This window comes from Streptomyces sp. NPDC006283 (assembly GCF_040613325.1).
Lineage (GTDB): Bacteria > Actinomycetota > Actinomycetes > Streptomycetales > Streptomycetaceae > Streptomyces.
Genome location: NZ_JBEXRZ010000003.1, coordinates 1 through 19866 on the forward strand (window position 1 = coordinate 1; position 19866 = coordinate 19866).

Genomic DNA, 19866 nt, shown 5'->3' on the forward strand with positions numbered 1-19866 from the left:
GTGGTACGGGGGCAGCCAGGAGCAGCCGATGCGGTCCTCCTCGAAGCCCATATGGCTGTCGAGGACCCGGCAGTGGTGCGCCCGTGAGCGTCAGGCTGCCGTGAGGTTGACCCCGTGCTCGGCGGCCAGGCGGTGCAGGTCGTCCAGCTCCGCCTGCTCGACGTCCGCGAGGAAGTCGTCGCCCGTCTCCCGAGCGATCGTGAGGTCCGTCTCGGCGGCCTTTATGCGCTGCAGCAGTCCGGCGGTGAAAGCGTCCATGATGCGCCCCCTCGTCGTAGGTCGGTGGCACGGGGGTGTGCCGACGGTGGGTTGATCAACCCTGGAACAGGTCGTGGTGTGCCACATACAGGGCGTGATCGGGGTGTGCAGTCGTCCTCCCCAGGCCTTCCCGGGTGGAAACCTCAACTGTCCCGCAAATCCTTGATATTCCTCGGGCCGCAGGTCGGGCCCATTCGCCTTACATCCGGTTTACGCGCGTAACGGGCAGGATGGATCCGCACAGTCAGTGCGCAGACCTGCCCTGTCACCCTGACGGGCTCCGGAGAGAGGAAGAGCGACGTGCGCGTACTCGTCGTCGAGGACGAGCAGCTGCTCGCCGATGCGGTGGCCACCGGACTGCGCCGGGAGGCCATGGCGGTCGACGTCGTGTACGACGGCGCCGCCGCCCTGGAGCGCATCGGGGTCAACGACTACGACGTGGTGGTGCTCGACCGCGACCTCCCGCTGGTCCACGGTGACGACGTCTGCCGCAGGATCGTCGAGCTCGGCATGCCCACCCGGGTGCTGATGCTGACGGCCTCGGGTGACGTCAGCGACCGCGTGGAGGGCCTCGAACTGGGCGCCGACGACTATCTGCCCAAGCCGTTCGCGTTCACCGAGCTCACCGCCCGTGTGCGCGCGCTCGGACGCCGTACGACGGTGCCGCTGCCGCCGGTGCTCGAGCGCGCGGGCATCAAGCTCGATCCGAACCGCCGCGAGGCCTTCAGGGACGGCAGGGAGATCCAGCTCGCTCCGAAGGAGTTCGCGGTCCTGGAGGTGCTCATGCGCAGTGAGGGGGCGGTCGTCTCGGCCGAGCAGCTGCTGGAGAAGGCATGGGACGAGAACACGGACCCGTTCACGAACGTCGTGCGCGTGACCGTGATGACCTTGCGCCGCAAGCTCGGCGAGCCTCCCGTGATCGTCACGGTGCCCGGTTCGGGCTACCGGATCTGATCGGGGTGGCCACCCTTCCCGCGCCTCCGGGGGCGCCTCCGAAACCGACCTGGGACCCCAGGGAGCCGGTCCGCCCGTGGCTGCGGCCGACCATCCGGATACGGCTCACGCTGCTCTACGGCGGAATGTTCCTGATCGCGGGCATCCTGCTGCTGTCGATCATCTATCTGTTCACCGCGCAGGCGCTGAACGTCGGTGTGGCCGAACTGCCCTTCAAGATCGTCGAGGGGAAGGTCCAGCCCACCACGGACTGGTGCACGCTCCCCGAGGAGGGCTCCGGCGAGCAGTTCAACCAGGCCGTCTCCACGTGCCTCGCACACCAGCGCGAGCTGGCCCTGGACGACCTGCTGCGACGCTCCCTGTTCGCGCTGCTGGGCCTCAGTATCATCGCGTTCGCATTCGGGTACGCAATGGCGGGCCGGGTCCTGTCGCCGCTCGGCCGGATCACCCGCACCGCGCGTCAGGTGGCCGGCTCCGACCTGTCCCGGCGGATCGAGCTGGACGGCCCCGACGACGAGCTCAAGGAGCTCGCCGACACCTTCGACGAGATGCTGGACCGGCTGGAGCGCGCCTTCAGCGCCCAACAGCGATTCGTGGCGAACGCGTCCCACGAGCTGCGTACGCCGCTGGCGATCAACCGCACCCTGCTGGAGGTCCACCTCTCCGACCCAGGGGCACCGGTGGAGCTCCAGCAGCTGGGCAGGACGCTGCTGGCCACCAACGAGCGCAGCGAGCAGCTCGTCGAGGGCCTGCTGCTGCTCGCCCGCAGCGACAACCAGATCGTCGAGCGCAAGCCCGTGGACCTGGCGGAGGTCGCCTCGCGCGCCATCGACCAGGTCCACGCCGAGGCCGCCGCCAAGGGTGTGGAGGTACGCGGTGAGCGCGCGCCGGCCGTCGTCCAGGGCAACGGTGTCCTGCTGGAGCGGATCGCCCTGAACCTGGTGCAGAACGCCGTCCGCTACAACGTCCCGGAGGAGGGCTGGGTGGAGGTGGCCACGGAGGTCGAGCAGGGTCATGCGGTCCTGCTGGTCACCAACACGGGCCCCGTGGTCCCGGCGTACGAGATCGACAACCTCTTCGAGCCGTTCCGGCGGCTCCGCCAGGAGCGCACGGGCAGCGACAAGGGCGTCGGCCTGGGGCTTTCCATCGCGCGGTCGGTCGCCCGCGCCCACGGCGGCCGCATCTCCGCGGTGCCCCGCGAGGGAGGCGGCCTGGTGATGCGCGTCACGCTTCCCGTCTGACGAGCCGGGCCGCTGTTCGCTTTAAGCGGAATTTTCGGAAACGGCCCCCAGCGAATAGATGTGCGATCGATCACATGGGTCGAATCCGGCCCATCCACTCTCCGTGATCAAGGATCCTGCGAAAAGCCGGGAAAAGCCTGGGTTTCCGGGGGGTGACATCACGGGAAGTACACGGGGTGGCGCTCGCGAAGCGCGTCCACGGACCGTGTACGGTCCCCATCGCCATCCAACCCGATCCCTCTTCAGAGGTCCGGTTGGGTGTCGATTGAGTAACAGACCTTGATGTGAGGCAAAATCTCCGCCTCAGGTCGGGCACAAGTCCGGCCTCTCACGCGTTACGTGCGCTGGAGACACCGCAACCACCCAGAGGGGGAGAGCGACATGGCAACGGACTACGACACCCCACGCAAGACCGACGACGACGTCGATTCGGACAGCCTTGAAGAACTGAAGGCCCGGCGGAACGACAAGTCGACCTCGACCGTCGACGTGGACGAGTTCGAGGCCGCCGAGGGCATGGAGCTCCCCGGAGCCGACCTGTCCAACGAGGAACTCGCCGTCCGGGTCCTGCCCAAGCAGGCCGACGAGTTCACCTGCATGAGCTGCTTCCTCGTGCACCACCGCAGCCAGCTGGCACGCGAGAAGAACGGCCAGCCGATCTGCCGCGACTGCGACTAGAGGCAGGCCGCCAGTGGCAGGCGAGAAACCGCCCAGGAAGCGGCGCTTCCGGCGTCAGGAGAAGCCGGAGGCGCACCAGGGCGGTACAGGCCCACTGCCGGGCGCGGAGGCGCCCACGCAGGGCGCTGCCGCGTCACTGCCGCCTTGGGCGATCGAGGACGCGGAGCGGGGCCTGCCGGCCTCGCTCGAGGCAGCAGGCCAGGCAGGGCCCCCGACCAGGGCCCGGCGCCTGGCCGCCGCCAGGCACGGCGTCATCAAGGGCGGGCAAGGGGCCAGGGGGCGGCTGGCGAAGAGCAAGGAGAGCGCCAAGGCCGCGCTGGCCCACATCGCCGACGTCCTGATCGACAACGCGCCGCGCATCCCGGTGCGCGACCTGGAGAAACTGCGCAAGCAGTTCCCGGGCCTCACACCCGAGCAGCTTGCCGACAAGCTCGTCGCGGGAGCGGCGAACGCGAGTTCCACGGTCGGCGCCGGCATCGGCGCCGCCGCGATGATGCCCGTGCCGCCGGCCATGCCGGCCGAGCTCGCGGCGGAGATCGTGGGTGTGGCGGCCATCGAGCTGAAGCTCATCGCCGAGCTCCACGAGGTCTACGGTCTGCGGGCGCCCGGCAATCTCACGGAACGCGGCCTCGCGTATCTCAACGCCTGGTCCCAGGAGCGCGGGATCGAGGTCGCCAAACCCTCGACGTTCAACGCCTCGATGGGCATTCAGCTCAAGCGACAGCTGCGGCAGCAGATCATGAAGCGCATGGTGCGCAATCTGCCCAACCTGATGCCGTTCCTGATCGGTGCCGCCGTCGGCGCCGCGATGAACCGCCGTGACACCAGGAAGCTCGCGGACAGGGTCCGCAAAGACCTGCGCAGCAAGCAGGTTCCGTGGGACGCCCTTCCCGCACTCCCGCCGCTGGAGCAGCACAAGAACCCGCTGGACCCGCACGCACTCCCTCCTGGGGCTGGCGCCTGACCCGGCGGGCCGGCGACGCGCCTCAGGGTCAGCGACGGCCCCAGGGTCAGCGACGCGCCCCAGGGCCCGTCAGGCGGCGCGTACAGCCGTCAGAGCGGCAGCCAGCGCTTCGGGGTCCCGCGTCGACAGATAGACGTACGGGGTCGGGTCCTGCGGATCGGTGACCTCGATCCGGACGGCCCGCGGGATGTAGCTGCGCAGCAGCATGAAGGCTCGCGGATCGGCCTTGTGGAGGCGCCAGGCCTGCGCCTCTTCGGCGTCCAGCACCTCCGCGTCGCCGAGCGCCGCGACGGGGATCCTGGCGTCTCCCGCGACCAGCGACCCCGCCACCACCCTGATGCGGGCGGAGCCGTAGGAACTGACCAGTGCGGCCGCCAGGGCGCCGGCGCCGAGCAGGCCGCCCAGCATCGGCAGGGTCCCCAGCGGCAGCAGGATCAGACCGCCCGAAACGGCGACGAGGGCGGTGACGACCCACCACGAACGGGGTGCGGTCAGACGTTCTGCGTACTGCGGGGCGGAAGGCTGCATGAATCCAAGCTTGGCACGGTGCGACCGGCGGGTAGCCGCGCGGGTAAGGTCTGCGCCTGTGAGTAACGCGAACGACCCGGGGGCCGACCCGGCGCCCCCCGCCGCTTCCAAGGCCCTGACTCCGCCGGCCGACGCCAAGGCGCCGGTGAGGCACCCCGACGCACCCGCCCCGGGTGAGCTCCTCGGCTCGCACTACGGGCACTGTTTCGGCTGTGGCGGAGAGCAGCCCCACGGCCTGCATCTCGAGGCCCGGGCGCAGGACGGTGTACGCGTCACCGCCGAGTTCACCGTCAGGCCGGCGCACCAGGGCGCCCCCGGCCTCGCGCACGGCGGCGTGCTCGCCACCGCCCTCGACGAGACGCTCGGCTCCCTGAACTGGCTGCTCCGGGTCATCGCGGTCACCGGCAAGCTCGAGACCGACTTCGTCCGTCCCGTGCCGGTCGACACCGTGCTGTACCTCGACGCCGAGGTCACCGCCGTGGCGGGGCGCAAGATCTACTCCACCGCCACCGGGCGGATCGGCGGCCCCGACGGGCCCGTCGCCGTCCGGGCGGCCGCCCTGTTCGTCGAGGTCAAGATCGACCACTTCATCGATAACGGCCGCCCGGAGGAGATCCAGGCAGCCATGGCCGACCCCGACCAGATCAGGCGCGCCCGCGCCTTCGAGGTGAACCCCTGATGAGCTCCCCCGTCGATGTTCTGATCCGGCGAGTGGACCCGGAGGTGCCGCTGCCCGCGTACGGGCACCCCGGCGACGCCGGCGCCGATCTGGTGACGTGCGAGGCCGCCGAACTCGCCCCCGGGGAGCGCGCGGTGCTGCCCACCGGGGTCTCGATCGCCCTCCCCGACGGCTACGCCGCCTTCGTGCACCCCCGCTCCGGGCTCGCGGCCCGCTGCGGAGTCGCCCTCGTGAATGCCCCAGGGACGATTGATGCCGGGTACCGTGGGGAAATCAAGGTGATCGTGGTCAATCTGGATCCACGCGAGAGCGTGCGGTTCGAACGGTTCGACCGGATTGCCCAACTGGTCGTCCAGCAGGTCGAGAAGGTGCGCTTCCACGAGGTGGCGGAGCTTCCCGGTTCTGCGCGGGCCGAGGGGGGCTTCGGGTCCACCGGCGGTCATGCCGCCGTGGACGGCTCTACGGGTGGGAATCGATACGCTTCGGTCGTATCCGACCGGGAAGGACAGTGACGTGTTCGGACGTCGCAAGAAGAGTGGTTCCGCCGGGGACGCGGCGGACGCAGCGGGCGAGGCCGAGCGAGTCGCCGACGAGTCTGCCGAGCTCGACCAGGACGCCGAGGAGAGCGGAGCCCGCCGGGTGAACCTCCCGCCGGCGCCCAGGCCCGACGGCCCCTGGGACCTCTCCGAGGTTTCCAGGCCCGGCGAGGGCCGGGTCGACCTGGGCGGCCTGTTCGTGCCCGGGGTCGAGGGCATGGAGCTCCGCGTCGAGGTCGCCGGCGACGCGATCGTCGCGGCCACCGTGGTGCTGCGCGACAGTGCCATTCAGCTCCAGGCCTTCGCAGCGCCCAAGAAGGAAGGCATCTGGGGCGAGGTCCGCGAGGAGATCGCCTCCGGCATCACCCAGCAGGGCGGCATCATCGACGAGGTCGAGGGCCCCCTCGGCTGGGAGCTGCGGGCCCAGGTGCCCGTGCAGCTGCCCGACGGCACCGGCGGTGTGCAGCTGGTGCGCTTCGTCGGCGTCGACGGCCCCCGCTGGTTCCTGCGCGGAGTGATCTCCGGGCAGGGCGCGGTGCAGCCGCAGGCGGCCGGTCTGCTCGAGCAGATCTTCCGGGACACCGTCGTCGTGCGCGGCGACGGCCCCATGGCGCCGCGCGACCCGATCGTCCTCAAGCTGCCGGACGACGCGCAGATGGTCCCGGAAGGTGTCCAGCAGGAGGCGCAGGAAGGCTCCCGTTTCTCGGGCGGCATGGGCCAGCTCCAGCGTGGGCCCGAGATCACCGAGGTCCGCTGACCGCTCCGCGTCATGACAGCGCCGAGACCGACTGGGCCGTACCTCCTCGGGGGTACGGCCCAGTCGGGCGTTCGGCGGACCGGCGCACGGGCCCTCCACCCCGCCCGGCGCCGTGGGGTGCCCGCAAGCGGCTCTGCCCGCATGGCCGTTGCCCCGCATGACCGTTGGCCCGCCAGACCGTTGCCCGGCCACATGCCCCCTGCACATACTGAGCCGGACACGATCCACAGCGGGGGGACTTCTGATGACCGAGAGCAGCAGTGCGCAGTCCGGCACGGCCGTCGCCGAGGGTCCGGCCCGCGGACCCATGGTGCGGGTCGAGAATCTGCACCGTTCCTACGGCACCGGCGCCGCGGCCGTCCACGCACTGCGAGGGGTGTCCTTCGAGATCCCGCGCGGAGAGCTGGTCGCGCTCAAGGGCCGCTCCGGCTCCGGCAAGACCACACTCCTCAACCTCGTCGGGGGCCTCGACTCCCCGGACCAGGGCCGCATCACGGTCGACGGCACCGACCTGTCCGAACTCGGCGAGAACGGGCTGCTGGAGCTGCGCCGGGACCGGATCGGCTTCATCTTCCAGTCCTTCGGGCTGATCCCGATCCTGACCGCCGCCGAGAACGTCGGAGTGCCGATGCGGCTGCGCAGGGCGGACCCGCGTGAGCGGGAGGAGCGCGTCCAGCTGATGCTCGCGTTGGTCGGCCTCGCCGACCACGCCGCACAGCGGCCCGGAGAGCTCTCCGGCGGCCAGCAGCAGCGCGTCGCCATCGCCCGCGCGCTGGCCAACCGGCCCGCGCTGCTGATCGCGGACGAGCCGACCGGTCAGCTCGACGCCGAGACCGGCCTGGCCGTGATGGAGCTGCTGCGGGCGGTCGTCCGCAGCGAGGGCGTCACTGCCCTCGTCGCCACCCACGACGCCCAGCTCCTGGGGCTCGCCGACCGGGTGCTGGAACTCGGCGACGGCGAGCTCGTCGAACACTGAGCCCGTGACCGGTCTTCGCCGTGCCGACCCCACACGGGTCGAGCGCCCCGGTGCCTGTCCCGAACCGATCCGCCGGTCAGGCCCTCACGCCCACCCCCGCCGACCGCATCAGAATCGCGTCAATACGCACCCCGCAGTCCCGGACCGACCGCTTCGCCCGTTCTGTTCGACGTAAGGTCGACGCTGCGCAACGCAGTGTTCGAAAGACAATGAGGCCATGGGACGCGGCAAGCTACGGATCTACCTCGGCGCGGCGCCGGGCGTCGGCAAGACGTACGCCATGCTTGGTGAGGCGCACCGCCGCGTGGAGCGCGGCACCGACTGCGTGGTGGCCTTCGTCGAGACCCATGACCGGCCCCGCACCGAAGTGCTTCTGCACGGGCTCGAGCAGATCCGGCGACGAGACATCACCTACCGCGACGCCCTGTTCACCGAGATGGACGTCGACGCCGTGCTGGAACGCCGCCCCGCGGTCGCCCTCGTCGACGAGCTCGCCCACACCAACGTTCCGGGCTCCCGCAACGGCAAACGCTGGCAGGACGTCGAGGAACTCCTCGGGGCGGGCATCGACGTCATATCGACCGTCAACATCCAGCACCTGGAGTCACTCGGCGACGTCGTCCAGACGATCACCGGCGTACGGCAGCGGGAGACCATCCCCGACGAAGTGGTCCGCAGGGCGGACCAGATCGAGCTCGTCGACATGGCGCCGCAGGCACTGCGCCGTCGTATGGCCCACGGCAACATCTACCAGCCCGACAAGGTCGACGCGGCGCTCTCCAACTACTTCCGCCCCGGCAACCTCACCGCCCTGCGCGAACTCGCCCTCCTCTGGCTCGCCGACCGGGTCGACGAGTACCTCCAGCAGTACCGCGGCGAGCACAACATCCGTTCCACCTGGCAGGCACGTGAACGCATCGTCGTGGGCCTCACCGGCGGCCCCGAGGGCCGTACCCTCATCCGCCGCGCGGCGCGCATAGCGGCCAAGGGCTCCGGCAGCGAGATCCTCGCCGTCTACATCGCCCGAAGCGACGGACTGACCTCCGCCTCGCCCAAGGAACTCGCCGTACAGCGGACCCTCGTCGAGGACCTCGGCGGCACCTTCCACCACGTCATCGGCGACGACGTGCCCTCCGCGCTGCTCGAGTTCGCGCGCGGCGTCAACGCGACGCAGATCGTGCTCGGCTCCAGCCGCCGCAAGGCCTGGCAGTACCTCTTCGGGCCGGGCGTCGGCGCGAGCGTGGCCAGGGACTCCGGGCCCGACCTCGACGTCCACATCGTCACCCACGACGAGGCGGGCAAAGGGCGCGGTTTGCCCGGCGCCCGGGGTGCCCGTCTCGGCCGTTCCCGGATCATCGCCGGATGGCTCGTGGGCGTCGTCGCTCCCGTGCTGCTCTCGCTGCTGCTCACCAGCCTCGAGAACGGGCCGGGACTGGCCAACGACGTCCTGCTCTTCCTTTTCCTCACGGTGATCTCCGCCCTGCTCGGCGGGCTGCTGCCCGCCCTCGCCTCCGCCGCTGTGGGCTCGCTGCTGCTGAACTACTACTTCACCCCGCCGACCCACACGCTCGACATCGCCGAGCCCAGGAACCTCGTCGCCATCGTGATCTTCTTCGCGGTCGCCGTCGCGGTGGCCTCCGTGGTGGACCTGGCCGCCCGGCGCACGCACCAGGCTGCGCGGCTGCGGGCCGAGTCCGAGATCCTCTCGTTCCTCGCCGGCAGCGTCCTGCGCGGCGAGACGGCGCTGGACGCCCTGCTGGAGCGGGTACGCGAGACCTTCGCCATGGAGTCCGTAGCGCTGCTGGAGCGGGAGAGCGACGTCGACCCATGGACCCGCACGGCCGGCGTCGGACCCGCGCCGGCCGTCCGCCCCGACGACGCGGACGTGGACATGCCCGTCGGCGACCATATGGCGATGGCCCTCTCCGGCCGCGTGCTGCCCGCCGAGGACCGCCGTGTGCTGGCCGCCTTCGCCACCCAGGCCGCCGTCGTCGTGGACCGGCAGCGCCTCGTCGGCGAGGCGGAGCAGGCCCGTGAACTCGCCGAGGGCAACCGGATACGCACCGCCCTGCTCGCCGCCGTCAGCCACGATCTGCGCACCCCGCTGGCCGGCATCAAGGCCGCCGTCACCTCCCTCAGGTCCGACGACGTCGCCTGGTCCGCCGAGGACGAGGCCGAACTGCTGGCCGGCATCGAGGAGGGGGCCGACCGTCTCGACCACCTGGTCGGGAACCTGCTCGACATGTCGCGGCTGCAGACCGGGACCGTCACCCCCCTCATCCGCGAAACCGGCCTGGACGAGGTGATTCCGCTGGCGCTCGTCGGCGTACCGGTCGAGAGCGTCGAGCTGGACATCCCCGAGACACTTCCGATGGTGGCCGTGGACCGGGGGCTGCTCGAGCGGGCCGTCGCCAACATCGTCGAGAACGCCGTCAAGTACAGCCCCGCCGACACCCCCGTAAAGGTCGCTGCCAGCGCCCTCGGGGAGCGGGTCGAACTGCGCGTCACGGACCGCGGCACGGGCGTACCCGACGAGGCCAAGGAGCGGATCTTCGAACCGTTCCAGCGTTACGGCGACGCCCCGCGCGGCGCGGGTGTCGGTCTCGGACTCGCCGTCGCCCGCGGGTTCATGGAGTCGATGGGCGGCACGCTGACGGCGGAGGACACCCCCGGCGGCGGTATGACCATGGTCCTCACCCTCGCGGCCGTCCCCGGCCACGGGCGCACCGGAGCCGGCCTCCCCGCGGAGGTCACCTCATGACGGCCGGCCGGGAACGCACCAGCAGTGGAAGCAGCCCGCACGGGCAGAAAGGCGGGCAGCACATGACCCGGGTGCTCGTGGTCGACGACGAGCCGCAGATAGTACGCGCCCTCGTGATCAACCTGAAGGCGCGCAAGTACGAGGTGGACGCGGCCCCCGACGGCGCCTCCGCCCTCGAACTGGCCGCGGCCCGCCATCCCGACGTCGTCGTCCTCGACCTCGGACTGCCCGACATGGACGGCGTCGAGGTCATCAAGGGCCTGCGCGGCTGGACCCGCGTGCCGATCCTCGTCCTGTCCGCCCGCCACTCCTCCGACGAGAAGGTCCAGGCCCTCGACGCCGGAGCCGACGACTACGTCACCAAGCCCTTCGGCATGGACGAACTCCTCGCCCGGCTGCGCGCCGCCGTCCGCCGGGCCGAGCCCGTCGGCGGGGAGGACGACGTGACGACGGTCGAGGCCGAGGGCTTCACCGTCGACCTGGCGGCGAAGAAGGTGAACCGGGACGGCCGTGACGTACGCCTCACCCCGACCGAGTGGCACCTCCTGGAAGTGCTGGTGCGCAACACCGGGCGCCTCGTCAGCCAGAAGCAACTGCTCCAGGAGGTCTGGGGCCCCTCGTACGGCACAGAGACGAACTATCTGCGCGTCTACATGGCCCAGTTGCGCCGCAAACTGGAGGCCGATCCGTCGCACCCGAGACACTTCGTCACCGAACCAGGCATGGGATACCGCTTCGAACGTTGATGTGGGCCTGGTGGCGGCCGGTAGGCTTTCTCCATGAGTGCTGTACCCCGTTCCGCGAAGGCGGCGTCGGAGAAAGCGGCGAAGGACCGGACGGCGGCCAAACCGGCCGGCCGCTTCCGTCGCATGCTCGACCGGCTCTCCAGCTCGCAGCAGGACCTCGAGTCCGAGGAGCTCCAGGAGGACGCACAGGCATCGGGGTGTATCCGCATCGCCGAATGCAACGACCGCCAGGTCGTCAGAGTGACTGGTACCTTGCGCACGGTCACCCTGCGTCCGCGGGCCGGTGTGCCCGCACTGGAGGCGGAGCTCTTCGACGGCACGGCCCCGCTGGACGTCGTCTGGCTCGGCCGCCGCTCCATCGTGGGCATAGAGCCGGGCCGCAGACTGATCGCATCGGGCCGGATCTCGATGAGCCACGGTCGACGGGTGCTGTTCAATCCCAAATACGAACTCCGACCACTCGGACAGGAGTAGCCGGTGGCGTCTGTCGACAAGCCGACCCCCACGACGAACGATCAGCAGGACACCGACACGGACACGAAAACCGTGACGGAGGCCGCGCTGTTCGAAGCCTTCGGCGGCGTGCGCGGCATGGTGGAAACGGTCCTGCCGGGACTGCTCTTCGTCACGATCTACACGATCAACAAGGACCTGCACGTCTCCGCCATCGCGGCGCTCGCCACCGCGCTGGTGCTAGTGGCCGTCCGACTCGTCCGCAGGGACACGGTCAAGCACGCGTTCAGCGGCGTCTTCGGCGTGGCCTTCGGTGTCGTGTTCGCGATGATGACCGGCAACGCGAAGGACTTCTATCTGCCGGGCATGCTGTACACGCTCGGCCTGGCGCTGGCGTACATCGTCACGACGCTCGCGGGCGTCCCCCTGATCGGCCTGATGCTCGGCCCGGTCTTCAAGGAGAATCTCTCCTGGCGCACCCGCAACCCGGGCCGCAAGAAGGCCTACGCCAAGGCCAGCTGGGCCTGGGGCCTGATCCTGCTCGCCAAATGCGCGATCCTGTTCCCCCTGTACTGGTGGGCGGACACGACGCAGCTCGGCTGGGTCCTGGTGACCCTGAAGATCCCGCCGTTCCTGCTGGCGGTCTATCTGACGTGGGTCTTCCTCGCGAAGGCTCCGCCGCCGATCGACGTCTTCGCCGAGATGGAGGCGGAGGAACGGGCCGAAGAGGCCCGCAAAGCGGCGGCTGCGCAGCAGCGCGAGGGGTAACGCTGGGTGACGGGCGTGGCCGGGTGGTTCGGCGTGCCGTCCGGCTCGTCTTCGAACGCGGCCCATTGCCCACCTGGCGTCCGGGTGCGTATCCGGGACTGCTGGGGAAGCCCGTACCGGCCGTGTGGTTCTGGGGCCGGCTGGAGGGGGCGGGGTCGAGCCCCCGGCCCCCGCACCCACCCCGGGGCAGGGGGCCGCCCACCCCCGGGGGCGGGTTACGCCTCCGACGGAGGGAGCTCGCGGCGGACCGAGAGGAGGTCCTCCAGCTGTTCCTCCCGCGCCTGCGCCGCCACGAACAGCAGCTCGTCGCCCGCCTCGAGAGTCTCCTCAGGGCTCGGTGTGAGGACCCGCGAGCCACGGATGATCGTGACCAGCGAGGTGTCCTGCGGCCACGCCACCGCGCCCACCTGCGTACCCGCCAGCGCCGACTCCGGCGGCAGCGTCAGTTCGACGAGGTTCGCGTCACCGTGGCTGAAGCGCAGCAGCCGCACCAGGTCGCCGACGCTCACCGCCTCCTCAACCAGCGCCGACATCAGGCGCGGTGTGGAGACGGCGACGTCCACACCCCACGACTCGTTGAAGAGCCACTCGTTCTTCGGGTTGTTGACCCGCGCGACGACCCTCGGGACCCCGTACTCCGTCTTGGCGAGCAGCGAGACCACCAGGTTGACCTTGTCGTCACCGGTCGCGGCGATCACCACGTTGCAGCGCTGCAGCGCCGCCTCGTCCAGGGACGTGATCTCGCAGGCGTCGGCCAGCAGCCATTCGGCCTGCGGCACGCGTTCGACCGAGATGGCGGTCGGTGCCTTGTCGACGAGAAGTACCTCGTGCCCGTTCTCCAGCAGCTCGCCCGCGATGGAACGGCCCACCGCACCGGCGCCCGCAATAGCGACCCGCATCAGTGACCGCCCTCCTCGGGGCCTTCGGTGAAGGCCTCCTCGACCTTCGCGATCTCGTCCGTACGCATCATCACGTGCACGAGATCACCCTCTTGCAGCACCGTCTGGGAAGTCGGCAGGATCGCCTCGCCCAGCCGGGTGAGGAAGGCGACCCGCACGCCCGTCTCGTCCTGCAGCTTGCTGACCTTGTGGCCGATCCACGCGGGCGACGTGTACACCTCAGCCAGCTGGACCGCGCCGCTCGGATCGCTCCACAGCGGCTCCGCGCCGGACGGCAGCAGCCGCCGCAGCATCTGGTCGGCGGTCCAGCGCACGGTGGCGACCGTCGGGATGCCCAGGCGCTGGTAGACCTCGGCACGCCGGGGGTCGTAGATACGCGCCGCGACGTTCTCGATGCCGAACATCTCGCGCGCCACCCGCGCCGCGATGATGTTGGAGTTGTCGCCGCTGCTGACGGCGGCGAACGCGCCGGCATCCTCGATGCCCGCCTCGCGCAGGGTGTCCTGGTCGAAGCCGACGCCGGTGACGCGACGGCCGCCGAACCCGGATCCCAGCCGGCGGAAGGCGGTGGGGTCCCGGTCGACGACGGCGACCGTGTGCCCCTGCTGCTCCAGGGTCTGCGCGAGAGCGGCTCCCACTCGCCCGCAACCCATGATGACGATGTGCACGACCGTCCTTCCGGCTCTGTCAATGGCGGTACAAGTCAATAAGGCAATACAGGGTCTCAGACTCCGCCCTGTGCGGATACGTGCGGGGCGTCCAGCGGATCCGTGCGGTCCGTCAAGAGGGCACGGTGGAGCAGAAGCGTTAAGATCTCGCAGGTTGTGGGCCGCTGGTTGGGCTTGGCTCATATTGAACGCTTACGATCCTCAGCGTGTCCAAACTGACCGACGTCCCCAAACGGATCCTGATCGGCCGGGCGCTGCGCAGTGAAAAGCTGGGGGAGACGCTCCTTCCCAAACGCATCGCTCTTCCCGTCTTCGCTTCCGACCCCCTGTCCTCCGTGGCATACGCGCCGGGCGAAGTCCTGCTGGTCCTGTCCATCGCGGGTGTGTCGGCGTACCACTTCAGCCCCTGGATCGCCGCCGCTGTCGTGGTGCTGATGTTCACGGTCGTCGCCTCGTACCGGCAGAACGTGCACGCGTACCCGAGCGGCGGCGGTGACTACGAGGTCGCGAACACGAATCTCGGCCCGAAGGCCGGCCTCACCGTCGCCAGCGCCCTCCTCGTCGACTACGTGCTCACCGTCGCCGTGTCGATCTCCTCCGGAGTGGAGAACCTCGGCTCCGCGATCCCGTTCGTCGTCGAGCACAAGGTGTTCTGTGCGATCGGGATAATCGTGCTGCTGACTCTGATGAACCTGCGGGGTGTGAAGGAGTCGGGGAAGCTCTTCGCCATCCCCACGTACATCTTCGTCGCCGGCGTCTTCATCATGATCCTCTGGGGTGCGTTCAAGGGCATCGTCCTCGACGAGTCCATGCGCGCTCCGACCGCCGACTACGAGATCAAGCCGGAGCACGAGGGACTCGCCGGTTTCGCGCTCCTCTTCCTGCTGCTGCGCGCGTTCTCCTCCGGCTGTGCCGCACTGACCGGCGTCGAGGCCATCAGCAACGGCGTTCCCGCTTTCCGCAAGCCCAAGAGCCGGAACGCGGCGACGACGCTGCTGCTCATGGGTGCCCTTGCCGTCACCATGTTCTGCGGCATCATCGGCCTCGCCATGGCCACCGGCGTGAAGATGGCGGAGTTCCCCGCGAAGGATCTCATCGCAGGCGGCGTCCCCGTAGGCCCCGACTACGTGCAGAACCCGGTGATCTCGCAGGTCGCGGCGGCCGTCTTCGGGCAGGGCACGTTCTTCTTCGTCCTGCTGGCCGCGGCCACCGCCCTGGTGCTCTTCCTCGCCGCGAACACCGCGTACAACGGCTTCCCGCTGCTCGGCTCGATCCTCGCGCAGGACCGCTATCTGCCGCGCCAGCTGCACACCCGCGGTGACCGGCTCGCCTTCTCCAACGGCATTGTGCTGCTCGCGGGCGCCGCGATCCTGCTGGTCTGGCTCTACGAAGCCGACTCGACCAAGCTGATCCAGCTCTACATCGTGGGCGTCTTCGTCTCCTTCACCCTCAGCCAGACGGGCATGGTCCGGCACTGGAACCGCCACCTGAAGACGGAGCGCGACAAGGCCAAGCGCCGTCACATGATCCGCTCCCGCGCGATCAACACCTTCGGCGCCTTCTTCACCGGCCTGGTGCTCGTCGTGGTCCTCGCCACGAAGTTCACGCACGGTGCGTGGGTCGCCCTGCTCGGCATGGTGATCTTCTACGGGACGATGACCGCGATCCGTAAGCACTACGACCGGGTCGCCGAGGAGATCGCCGCACCGGACGAGCCCGGCGACGACAGCGTCCGCCCCTCCCGCGTCCACGCGATCGTTCTCGTCTCCAAGGTCCACCGGCCGACGCTGCGCGCCGTCGCCTACGCCAAGGCGATGCGCTTCGACACACTCGAGGCGATCAGCATCAGCGTCGACCCCCCGGAGACGAAGGCGCTGCAGAAGGAATGGGAGCGCCACGGCATCAACGTGCCGCTGAAGATCCTCGATTCGCCCTACCGGGAGATCACCCGGCCCGTCATCGAATACGTGAAGGGACTGCGGACCGAGAGCCCGCGGGACGTGGTCAGCGTCGTCATCCCCGAGTACGTGGTGGGCCACTGGTACGAGCACCTGCTGCACAACCAGAGCGCGCTGCGGCTGAAGGGCCGGCTGCTGTTCACCCCGGGTGTGATGGTCACGTCGGTGCCCTACCAGCTGGTGTCCTCCGAGGCCGCGAAGAAGCGGGCCAGGAAGCGCCAGGACTGGAACGCCCCCGGCTCGGTGCGCCGCGGCCCCGTGGACCAGCGGCCGAAGGAGCCCAGCGGCAAGGCCTGAAGCACCTCCCCGCCGACGTAGACTGGTGGGTCTTGTCCTTCGGGCCCCCCTTCTTGATCTCTGGAGTCACCCCACCATGCAGAACGCACCTGAGTCCTCGCTGGTCGGGCAGGAGTACGAGGTCGAGGTCGGCCCGGTCGCGCACGGCGGCCACTGCGTCGCCCGCACGGAAGACGGCCGCGTGCTGTTCGTCCGGCACACGCTGCCCGGCGAGAAGATCGTGGCCAGGGTCACCGAGGGCGAGGAGGACTCCCGCTTCCTGCGTGCCGACGCCGTGCGCGTCATCGAGGCGTCCAAGGACCGCGTCGAGGCGCCCTGCCCGTACGCCGGCCCCGGCAAGTGCGGCGGCTGCGACTGGCAGCACGCCAAGCCGGGGGCGCAGCGCCGCTTCAAGGGCGAGGTCATCGCCGAGCAGCTGCAGCGGCTCGCCGGCCTGACCCCGGAGGAGGCCGGCTGGGACGGCACCGTCATGCCGGCGCCGGGGGACAAGCTCCCGGCGGGCGAGGTGCCCGGCTGGCGCACGCGCGTCCAGTACGCGATCGACGCCGAGGGCCGGGTGGGTCTGCGCAAGCACCGTTCGCACGACGTCCAGCCGATCGACCACTGCATGATCGCCGCTCCGGGCGTCAGCGAGTTGGGCATCGAGAAGCAGGACTGGCCGCAGATGGAGACGGTCGAGGCGATCGCGGCGACCGGATCGAGCGACCGTCAGGTCGTGCTCACCCCCCGCCCCGGCGGCCGCCTTCCCCTCGTCGAACTGGACAAGCCCGTCTCGGTCCTCCGGGTCGAGGAGCGCGACGGCTCGGTGCACCGCGTCCACGGCCGCGCCTTCGTCCGCGAGCGCGCCGACGAGCGTACGTACCGCGTGGGCATGGGCGGCTTCTGGCAGGTCCACCCGCAGGCCGCCGACATGCTGGTCAAGGCCGTGATGCAGGGCCTCCTGCCGCGCAAGGGCGACATGGCGCTCGACCTCTACTGCGGCGTCGGCCTCTTCGCGGGCGCGATCGCCGACCGGGTCGGCGAGCAGGGCGCGGTGCTCGGCATCGAGTCCGGCAAGCGCGCGGTGGAGGACGCCCGGCACAACCTCCAGCACTTCGACCGTGTGCGCATCGAGCAGGGCAAGGTCGAGTCCGTCCTGCCGCGCACCCGGATCTCCGAGGTCGACCTGATCGTCCTCGACCCGCCCCGCGCGGGCGCGGGCAAGCAGACGGTCCGTCACCTCGCCGGCCTGGGCGCACGGAGGATCGCCTACGTCGCGTGCGACCCGGCGGCGCTGGCCCGGGACATCGCGTACTTCGCCGAGGGTGGCTACAAGGTGCGGACGCTGCGGGCGTTCGACCTGTTTCCGATGACCCACCATGTCGAGTGCGTCGCGATCCTTGAGCCCGCCGAAAAGGGCCGCTGACCTGCTGCTTATCCGAGTGTGCGTTATCGGCGTTACGTGCGTTAGGTGCGGTATCTTGACGCATATCTGACGCACGTGACGCACGGGCGCACAATTTCTGATGGGTCGTCATGCGTGACGGCCGGAACCCTCGGCTGTGTGGCGGTGGGCATCTTGAAGTGGCTGGGGCGCTGGCTGCCGAGTCGCTGGCTGTCCCCGACTCATCCGCTTCTCGATAGTGACGTTCCGTGACCCTTTAGGGAGCGTTGAACGACCTGCCGCCCGCCTGGGTCCGCATGCCTATGACGTCCGAAGGTGTGTCGACGCCGGGTTGGTGCGATGCTGCCGGGGTGCGTGACGGCAGCAAGCCCAACGGCGTGTCATGTTGGTGTCATTGCGTTCTTTCGTGCGATCGCGCTGTGTTCCACGTTCCTTCGCCGAGCCGTGCAGTTGTCGCCGTATGCGTAGGGCGTTCGAGAGGAGGCACTGCCGGTGCATTCGTGGCTCTCCGAGCGCCGCCGGTCCGCGGTGAGCACGGTCGTCGGGGTCTGTGTCGCCGTGCGTCTTGGCCTGCTGGGGTTCTCGCGCCGGGTCGGTGTCCGCCTCGAGTTCAGACCTGGGCGTGGTGGCACTGTTCGCCTACCTGCTGTGCTATCTGGTGGTCACGCTAAGAGCCTTCTCGAACGCGCCGCCAGAACGGATCCGCGGCTGGGCCCGGCGGGAGGCGCGGGGCACCGTGCTGCAGCGCTACCTTCTGGGGACTGCACCGGGACCCGGGGTGTCGGTCCTCATCGCGTCGGCGGCGCTCGTGGTGTCGGCCGTCTGGCGTACCGGGCATCTGGGTTCCGCCCTTCCGGCGGCCGCGCGGGTGCTGATGGCGCTCGGTCTCGTCGTCGTCGCCTGAATCTGCGTCTTGGTCGCCTTCGCGGTCGCGTTCCATGCCGACAACCTCGTGGAGGACGAGGCGGCGCTCGACTTCCCGGGTGGGGAGACGGCGGCTTGGGCTGACTTCGTGTACTTCGCCCTGTCGGTCATGACGACGTTCGGGACGACGGACGTCACGGTGCTGTCGAGGGAGATGCGCCGGACGGTGGCGGCCAACGCGACGATCGCGTTCGTCTTCAACACGGTGATCGTGGCCGGCATGGTCGCGGCACTGGACAGCGGGCGGGGCGCCTGACGGGTGCCGGCGGTCCTCGGGTGACGGTGGGGCGGTGACCGGTTCGTCCGCGGGTGCGGAGCGAACCCGCCACCGCCCCCGCCGCTCAGGGGGTGAGCACGAGGCGGATCGGGTCTCCGATCTTCTTCTCCAGCCGGGCGACGGCGTCCGCGGCTTCGGCCAGCGGGACGTGGGCGCTGACGGAGGGGCCGAGGTCGATCCGTCCGGCGGCGGCCAGTCCGACGAGCTGTTCCACGTGCTCCGGCTCGGAGCCGTAGTGTCCGCGGACCTGGTTGACGTTGAAGCAGAAGCCGATGCTGTCGGCGATCGCGACCGGCTCCGGGGTGAGTCCGGCGAGGACGAGCGAACCGAAGGAACCGAGGACCGACGCGGCCTGGGCACGGGCGGCGCCCACGCCGGCGAAGTCGAACGCGACGTCGAGGCCGCGCCCGGCCGTCGCCTCCCGCACCGCTTCCGCGAAGTCCGGGGCGAGCGGGTCGAGGGCGACGTCCGCGCCGAAGAGAAGGGCCCGCTCGCGGGCCGAGGGCAGCGGGTCGATCGCGAGGATCGGGGCCGCGCCGACCATCCGGGCAAGCCGTACGGCGTGGGCGCCGAGGCCGCCCGCGCCCCAGATGCCGACCGACTGGGCGGGGCGGACCGCGCCGGTGCCCACGATCGCGGCGTACGGGGTGGAGACCGCGTCGGGGATGATCGCGGCCTCGTCGAAGGGCAGACCGTCCGGGATGGGCAGCAACGTGTGCTCGCGGGCGATCGCGTACTGCGCCCAGCCGCCGTCGTAGTCGAGGCCGCGGGTGATCGGCCGGTGGCACATCATCCGTCGCAGGCAGCCGGGGCAGTCACCGCATGCCTCGCCGGCCTGGAGGACCACGCGCTGTCCGGGCGTCCAGTCGCCCTTCACGTCCGGGCCGAAGGTGTGGACGACTCCGGCGACCTCGTGACCGAGGGTGACGGCGCCCGCCTTCGTGACAGCGTCGGTGGGGAAGAAGGGGCTCAGACTGCCGTCGATCAGATGGATGTCGGACAGGCAGACGCCGGCCGCCCGCACCTCCACGAGGACCTCACCCGGGCCTGGAACCGGGATCGGAACCTCTTCGACGGCGAAGGTGCGGGTGTCCAGGCGCAGCCGCCCGGCCAGCATGGTGTTCATGCGGAAACCTCGATGTGTTCGGTGGAGGAAGCGC

19 protein-coding genes and 1 pseudogene are annotated in these 19866 nt (G+C 70.1%); 15 read left to right on the top strand and 5 right to left on the bottom strand.

Going from position 1 to position 19866, the window contains the following annotated elements; translation table 11 throughout:
• Nucleotides 1-90: 90 nt before the first annotated feature.
• The gene (locus ABZ070_RS01200; RefSeq protein WP_189888452.1) at nt 91-258 is read right to left on the bottom strand and encodes a hypothetical protein; all 168 of its coding nucleotides are present in this window, start codon (nt 256-258) and stop codon (nt 91-93) included.
• A 300-nt stretch (nt 259-558) separates the two neighbouring features.
• On the opposite strand from ABZ070_RS01200, the gene ABZ070_RS01205 reads away from it, so the two are divergent.
• The 4 genes from ABZ070_RS01205 to ABZ070_RS01220 all read left to right on the top strand — a co-directional run bounded on the left by ABZ070_RS01205 (nt 559) and on the right by ABZ070_RS01220 (nt 4095).
• On the top strand, nt 559-1212 hold the full coding sequence (locus ABZ070_RS01205) for a response regulator transcription factor (RefSeq protein WP_356628570.1): 654 nt from the start codon (nt 559-561) through the stop codon (nt 1210-1212).
• Between the two features lie 5 nt (nt 1213-1217).
• Complete coding sequence (locus ABZ070_RS01210) at nt 1218-2453, top strand: ATP-binding protein (protein ID WP_356628572.1); 1236 nt, start codon at nt 1218-1220, stop codon at nt 2451-2453.
• A gap of 381 nt (nt 2454-2834) precedes the next feature.
• Nucleotides 2835-3131, top strand: coding sequence for a DUF4193 domain-containing protein (locus ABZ070_RS01215; protein WP_005310959.1), 297 nt, complete (start codon nt 2835-2837; stop codon nt 3129-3131).
• A 13-nt stretch (nt 3132-3144) separates the two neighbouring features.
• Nucleotides 3145-4095 (top strand): hypothetical protein, encoded by a 951-nt coding sequence (locus ABZ070_RS01220; RefSeq protein ID WP_356628574.1) that lies wholly within the window; start codon nt 3145-3147, stop codon nt 4093-4095.
• Between the two features lie 69 nt (nt 4096-4164).
• On the opposite strand, the gene ABZ070_RS01225 is transcribed toward ABZ070_RS01220, so the two are convergent.
• Nucleotides 4165-4623, bottom strand: a complete 459-nt coding sequence (locus ABZ070_RS01225; protein WP_356628576.1) for a DUF3093 domain-containing protein — start codon at nt 4621-4623, stop codon at nt 4165-4167.
• A gap of 58 nt (nt 4624-4681) precedes the next feature.
• Here ABZ070_RS01225 and ABZ070_RS01230 point away from each other — a divergent pair, with 58 nt between their 5' ends.
• The 8 genes from ABZ070_RS01230 (at nt 4682) to ABZ070_RS01265 (ending at nt 12299) form a co-directional block, all read left to right on the top strand.
• Nucleotides 4682-5302, top strand: a complete 621-nt coding sequence (locus ABZ070_RS01230; RefSeq protein WP_356628578.1) for a PaaI family thioesterase — start codon at nt 4682-4684, stop codon at nt 5300-5302.
• The gene (gene dut / locus ABZ070_RS01235) at nt 5302-5814 is read left to right on the top strand and encodes a dUTP diphosphatase (protein WP_356628580.1); all 513 of its coding nucleotides are present in this window, start codon (nt 5302-5304) and stop codon (nt 5812-5814) included. Before ABZ070_RS01230 ends, dut begins: the two co-directional genes overlap by 1 nt.
• A 1-nt stretch (nt 5815) precedes the next feature.
• Entirely contained in the window at nt 5816-6595 is a 780-nt protein-coding gene (locus ABZ070_RS01240; RefSeq protein WP_356628582.1) for a DUF3710 domain-containing protein, read from the top strand.
• Between the two features lie 244 nt (nt 6596-6839).
• Nucleotides 6840-7571 (top strand): ABC transporter ATP-binding protein, encoded by a 732-nt coding sequence (locus ABZ070_RS01245; protein WP_356628584.1) that lies wholly within the window; start codon nt 6840-6842, stop codon nt 7569-7571.
• 217 nt (nt 7572-7788) lie between these two features.
• The gene (locus ABZ070_RS01250) at nt 7789-10332 is read left to right on the top strand and encodes an ATP-binding protein (protein WP_356628586.1); all 2544 of its coding nucleotides are present in this window, start codon (nt 7789-7791) and stop codon (nt 10330-10332) included.
• Between the two features lie 62 nt (nt 10333-10394).
• Nucleotides 10395-11078, top strand: coding sequence for a response regulator (locus tag ABZ070_RS01255; RefSeq protein WP_356628588.1), 684 nt, complete (start codon nt 10395-10397; stop codon nt 11076-11078).
• A gap of 123 nt (nt 11079-11201) precedes the next feature.
• Entirely contained in the window at nt 11202-11552 is a 351-nt protein-coding gene (locus ABZ070_RS01260; RefSeq protein WP_356628749.1) for an OB-fold nucleic acid binding domain-containing protein, read from the top strand.
• 3 nt (nt 11553-11555) lie between these two features.
• Nucleotides 11556-12299 carry a DUF3159 domain-containing protein gene (locus ABZ070_RS01265; protein WP_356628590.1) on the top strand — a complete coding sequence of 248 codons (744 nt, stop codon included), beginning with the start codon at nt 11556-11558 and terminating at the stop codon, nt 12297-12299.
• 215 nt (nt 12300-12514) lie between these two features.
• On the opposite strand, the gene ABZ070_RS01270 is transcribed toward ABZ070_RS01265, so the two are convergent.
• Nucleotides 12515-13198, bottom strand: a complete 684-nt coding sequence (locus ABZ070_RS01270; protein WP_356628592.1) for a TrkA family potassium uptake protein — start codon at nt 13196-13198, stop codon at nt 12515-12517.
• Entirely contained in the window at nt 13198-13866 is a 669-nt protein-coding gene (locus tag ABZ070_RS01275) for a TrkA family potassium uptake protein (protein WP_356628594.1), read from the bottom strand. Before ABZ070_RS01275 ends, ABZ070_RS01270 begins: the two co-directional genes overlap by 1 nt.
• 206 nt (nt 13867-14072) lie before the next feature.
• Here ABZ070_RS01275 and ABZ070_RS01280 point away from each other — a divergent pair, with 206 nt between their 5' ends.
• The 3 genes and pseudogenes from ABZ070_RS01280 (at nt 14073) to ABZ070_RS01290 (ending at nt 18685) form a co-directional block, all read left to right on the top strand.
• Entirely contained in the window at nt 14073-16121 is a 2049-nt protein-coding gene (locus ABZ070_RS01280; protein ID WP_356628596.1) for an APC family permease, read from the top strand.
• A 76-nt stretch (nt 16122-16197) separates the two neighbouring features.
• Complete coding sequence (locus tag ABZ070_RS01285) at nt 16198-17526, top strand: class I SAM-dependent RNA methyltransferase (RefSeq protein ID WP_356628598.1); 1329 nt, start codon at nt 16198-16200, stop codon at nt 17524-17526.
• 471 nt (nt 17527-17997) lie between these two features.
• Nucleotides 17998-18685, top strand: a pseudogene (locus ABZ070_RS01290) (DUF1345 domain-containing protein).
• 85 nt (nt 18686-18770) lie between these two features.
• Here ABZ070_RS01290 and ABZ070_RS01295 read toward each other — a convergent pair.
• On the bottom strand, nt 18771-19832 hold the full coding sequence (locus tag ABZ070_RS01295) for a zinc-binding dehydrogenase (RefSeq protein WP_356628600.1): 1062 nt from the start codon (nt 19830-19832) through the stop codon (nt 18771-18773).
• Between the last annotated feature and the right edge of the window lie 34 nt (nt 19833-19866).

Excerpts from the sequence above, each read along its gene's own strand:
- ABZ070_RS01200 (WP_189888452.1), bottom strand. The coding sequence starts at position 258 with ATGGACGCTTTCACCGCCGGACTGCTGCAGCGCATAAAGGCCGCCGAG.
- ABZ070_RS01215 (WP_005310959.1), top strand. The coding sequence starts at position 2,835 with ATGGCAACGGACTACGACACCCCACGCAAGACCGACGACGACGTCGAT.
- ABZ070_RS01225 (WP_356628576.1), bottom strand. The coding sequence starts at position 4,623 with ATGCAGCCTTCCGCCCCGCAGTACGCAGAACGTCTGACCGCACCCCGT.
- dut (WP_356628580.1), top strand. The coding sequence starts at position 5,302 with ATGAGCTCCCCCGTCGATGTTCTGATCCGGCGAGTGGACCCGGAGGTG.
- ABZ070_RS01245 (WP_356628584.1), top strand. The coding sequence starts at position 6,840 with ATGACCGAGAGCAGCAGTGCGCAGTCCGGCACGGCCGTCGCCGAGGGT.
- ABZ070_RS01250 (WP_356628586.1), top strand. The coding sequence starts at position 7,789 with ATGGGACGCGGCAAGCTACGGATCTACCTCGGCGCGGCGCCGGGCGTC.
- ABZ070_RS01255 (WP_356628588.1), top strand. The coding sequence starts at position 10,395 with ATGACCCGGGTGCTCGTGGTCGACGACGAGCCGCAGATAGTACGCGCC.
- ABZ070_RS01260 (WP_356628749.1), top strand. The coding sequence starts at position 11,202 with ATGCTCGACCGGCTCTCCAGCTCGCAGCAGGACCTCGAGTCCGAGGAG.
- ABZ070_RS01270 (WP_356628592.1), bottom strand. The coding sequence starts at position 13,198 with ATGCGGGTCGCTATTGCGGGCGCCGGTGCGGTGGGCCGTTCCATCGCG.
- ABZ070_RS01285 (WP_356628598.1), top strand. The coding sequence starts at position 16,198 with ATGCAGAACGCACCTGAGTCCTCGCTGGTCGGGCAGGAGTACGAGGTC.
- ABZ070_RS01295 (WP_356628600.1), bottom strand. The coding sequence starts at position 19,832 with ATGAACACCATGCTGGCCGGGCGGCTGCGCCTGGACACCCGCACCTTC.